Source organism: Neobacillus drentensis, from assembly GCF_036966985.1.
GTDB lineage: Bacteria > Bacillota > Bacilli > Bacillales > Cytobacillaceae > Neobacillus > Neobacillus drentensis_E.
The window spans coordinates 2,043-6,011 of sequence record NZ_JBALSN010000269.1 but is presented as its reverse complement, the minus strand read 5'-3'; the positions used below and the strand labels follow the sequence as shown (position 1 = coordinate 6,011).

Below are 3,969 nucleotides of genomic sequence, written 5' to 3'. Positions count from 1 at the left end.
AAATCTGCAGTAAAAAGTTTGTGCATATTGTCAATAACATATTTTCCACCCGATATTTTCTATTATAAGATAAGAATCTCCCTGCAAATTCAGATTTAACCTGTATTCACTGGAAGATTCTTTGTTTCTCGATTATTCACCTATTAAACGATGACGGTCGAACTTTCACCAACATAAAAATGTTTAATTTCATATTTTTTCAATGCATCTTCATCTAATTCAATACCTAGACCAGGTTTTTCAGGAGCAACTAAATAGCCCTCAGAATCGATCATTAAGTGTTCTTTTTGGATATAGTCACGACGGTCGGTGGACCATGCCGGCGGGTCATACGGGAACTCCAAGTACGGACAATGACTAACGGCTGCTGCAAGATGCAGGTTTGCAAGTAACCCGATTCCGTTTGACCAGGTATGCGGACTAAACCATGCGCCGCTTCCCTGTACAAGCTCAGCAATTTTCTTCACTTGTGTAATTCCCCCTGACAGGGCAACATCTGGTTGGTATACGTCAAGAGCATTCACTTTATTCATTTCTCTAAAATCGTACCAGTTACGATTCATTTCTCCACCTGCAATACGGATTCCAGTCATGTCACGCAATTTTGCCATTAATTCAAATTGGTGTGATGGGAGGGGCTCCTCAAGCCAGAAAACATTTAACTGTTCCAGCTCTTTCGCTACTTGAAACGCCATTTTCAAATCCCATGTACGTTCAACGTCCCATGGCATCTTCCATCCCTGGTTAGCATCGACCATAATCTCAAGTTTATTGCCAACGGCTTTTCTTACAGCTTCAACGACTTTTATATCATCCTTTACATCTTCGTGATGAAAACGAATTTTCATCGCCTTAAATCCTTGATCCACAAATCGTAGTGCACGCTCAGCTCGTTCTTCAGGAGTTACGATTTCACCAGTTGATGCGTAAGCAAGAATTTTATTCGATTTGCCACCTAGTAATTTATACACAGGCTGCCCTGTCGCTTTCCCCATTAAATCCCAAAGGGCTAAATCAAGTGGCCAGCAGCGGCCATAATGGAAGTTGATATTGTCTATAACCTGTGCATGTCGTTCAATAGCAAACGGATCTTGCCCAATAAATAAATTCTCATGACCTTCTAATCCCATTAACAAATCGCCCGAGCCAACTCCTGTGATGCCTTCATCTGTATGAACGTAAACGACAGTTGAAGCAAAGTTCTTCCTTGGCTGAGGGTCCCATGCCGCTTTGAATGGCGGCTCCAGTGGTTTTAAATACTGTTTAATTTCAATGGAAGTAATCTTCATTTTTATGTGCTCCTCACCTTAATTTATTTGTTAATCAAACCGTTTTTTTCTAGGAATTCCTTGGCTACATCAGTCGTATTTTTCTTATCCTCATCTACTTTGGCATTCAATTCCGCCATCGTTTTATCATCAAGCTTCCCTGAAAGTTGGTTTAGGACGTCAGCTATTTCTGGGTGTTTCTTCACAAGATCTTTCGAAACAATTGGAGCAGCAAAATATGGAGGGAAATACCCTTTATCATCTTTTAAAGGAACTAAATGAAGGGCAGGTATGTTTCCAGCTGTAATATACGTTATATAAACATCAATATTTCCTTCAGCAACTGCGGAAAAGCCTAATGCCATATCCATCTCTTTATGATCTTTAAACTTAAATCCGTACATTTTTGCTAATGGTTTATATCCGTCTACACGATCATAGAAAGCTGGGTCCATCCCAATAACAAGTTTATCTGCATGGGGGACCAAATCTGAGTATGTTTTGATGTTTAGCTTTTTTGCCATATCTTCTTTCATAACTAAAGTAAACGTATTGTTGAATCCGAAAGGCTTCAGCCAAGTAAGTCCTAATTCTTTTTCATACCCTTTTTTCGTCTTCTCATAAACTGATTCAGGCGTATCATTTGGTTGTAATGTGTTTTTCAGTACATTCATATACCCTGTTCCTGTATAATCAGCTACTACTTGTAAATCCCCATCTTTTAAGCCTTGATTTAGTACAGCGGAGGTTGCAAAGCCTCCTTCTTTAATGGTAATGTTGTGATCCGTTTTATTCTGAAGTAGTTGACCCATAATTTGGGCAAGCAGATACTGCTCTGTGAAGTTTTTGCTTGCTACCACTAAATCGAGTTTTTCTTTTGAACCACCAGCGGTTTGTGATGAGTTACTCGAGCATGCAGCTAAAAGCAGGATAAATATTGAAATAATCATCAACCAAATTTTCTTCATCTTATATTCTCCTTTTATATAATTTTTGTTTATGCAACTTTGTCTTTTTTATTGGAATCATTCTGTTTCACTTTCTTCGTATGGCTCTTCTGGTTAAAAGGAGTAACTTTTCTTTCCAGTTTCTTTAATAAGAATTCTGTTAGGATTGCTAAAAATGCTGCCGGAATAGCTCCCGCTAACACTAATTCAGGACGCATCAAAGCTACACCACGGAATATGATTTCCCCTAATCCTCCAGCTCCAATAAATGCCGCAATCGTAGTAATACCAATGGTCCATACAGTTGCAGTTCGGATTCCGGCCATAATAACCGGAAGAGCAAGTGGAATCTCAATAATCCATAAAATTTGCCAGCTAGTCATCCCCATGCCACGACCTGCATCGACGACAGATTGATTCACTTCCACAATTCCCGTATATACATTTCGGATGATGGGGGCTAATGCATAGAGAACCAAGGCTATCACTGTAGGTTTCACTCCAATCCCTACAAACGGCATTAGAAAACCGAATAAGGCAATACTAGGTATCGTTTGAAATACACCTGCAACCCCTATGATGCTATCAGCCAATTTCTTATTTCTACTGAGGTAAATTCCCAAAGGAATAGAGATGAATAGGGCAATGATGATCGAGAGGAGTGAGATGTAGATGTGTTGCCCTATACTCACTAAAATCATATCCCAGCGATCCGTATAGATTTCTAATAAACTAGTGAATAGATTTGATTGTTGAGTCACATGAATACCTCCTTTAATTTAAAGCGCTTTCATTACGAACAAACCCTGTCTCTTTGTTAAAAACAAATCAGCCGGTCAAGCTTTGCAAAACGATCAGAATTACAATTTTGCAAAAAGGGACATTCCTGCATTTAATCGCTTTTCTCCAATAAACCCTTTAACAAAAGAATTGGCTGGCTTTTCAATGATTGCTGTTGGAGTATCGAATTGAACAATTCTTCCTTCGTTCATTATGACAATTCGATCAGAAATCTTTAAAGCCTCATCAATGTCATGGGTTACAAAAACGATTGTTTTATTGATCTCCTTCTGCAATCGAACTAGTTCTTCTTGTAGTTGTTCACGAGAAATTGGATCCAATGCACTAAATGGTTCATCCATTAAAATGATAGGAGGCTCTGCAGCCAATGCTCTTATAACCCCTACACGTTGTTGCTGGCCACCACTTAATTCGGATGGGTACCGATTCCGAAAAATCTTAGGCTCCAATCCAACCATGTGCAGCAATTCGTCAATCCTATTGGAGTATTCCTCTAACTTCTTTCCCTTTAATTTTGGAACTAATCCGATATTTTTTCCGATGGTCATGTGTGGCAACAAACCAACTTGTTGAATGACATAGCCAATATTTCGCCGTAGTTCGACCGGGTCTGTTTTAGAAATATCCTGACCATCAATCAATATCTTTCCAGAATTAGGATCAATAAGGCGATTAATCATCCGCAACGTAGTTGTTTTCCCACATCCACTTGGTCCAATAAGAGCTACTAACTCTCCTTTTTGAACCTCAAAACTAAGATTGAATAGCGTTTGTACATCCCCATACACTTTGTTTACATTTTCAAAACGGATCACATCTTTACCCCCTCTTTTGATGAATTGATTTACTAAGTAATATTGCAAGAACCATGCCAACCGTAATAGCGGGATAAAAAGGTTGAATATTAGCAGTTTTGCCAATCCTTTCAGGGAGAAACTGTACAAAAATTCTCT

General features: G+C 39.0%; 3 protein-coding genes and 1 pseudogene. All 4 read right to left on the bottom strand.

Translation table 11 applies throughout. From position 1 onward, the window contains the following. Positions 1–143: 143 nt before the first annotated feature. Positions 144–1,289 carry a mandelate racemase/muconate lactonizing enzyme family protein gene (locus V7659_RS18100; protein WP_335541179.1) on the bottom strand — a complete coding sequence of 382 codons (1,146 nt, stop codon included), beginning with the start codon at positions 1,287–1,289 and terminating at the stop codon, positions 144–146. 23 nt (positions 1,290–1,312) lie between these two features. Beyond that, complete coding sequence (locus V7659_RS18095; protein ID WP_335541178.1) at positions 1,313–2,236, bottom strand: ABC transporter substrate-binding protein; 924 nt, start codon at positions 2,234–2,236, stop codon at positions 1,313–1,315. Between the two features lie 29 nt (positions 2,237–2,265). Continuing rightward, positions 2,266–2,916 carry an ABC transporter permease gene (locus V7659_RS18090; protein ID WP_098933527.1) on the bottom strand — a complete coding sequence of 217 codons (651 nt, stop codon included), beginning with the start codon at positions 2,914–2,916 and terminating at the stop codon, positions 2,266–2,268. Positions 2,917–3,108: 192 nt separating this feature from the next. Then, positions 3,109–3,831, bottom strand: a pseudogene (locus tag V7659_RS18085) (ABC transporter ATP-binding protein); the annotation flags it as partial. Positions 3,832–3,969 lie beyond the last annotated feature (138 nt).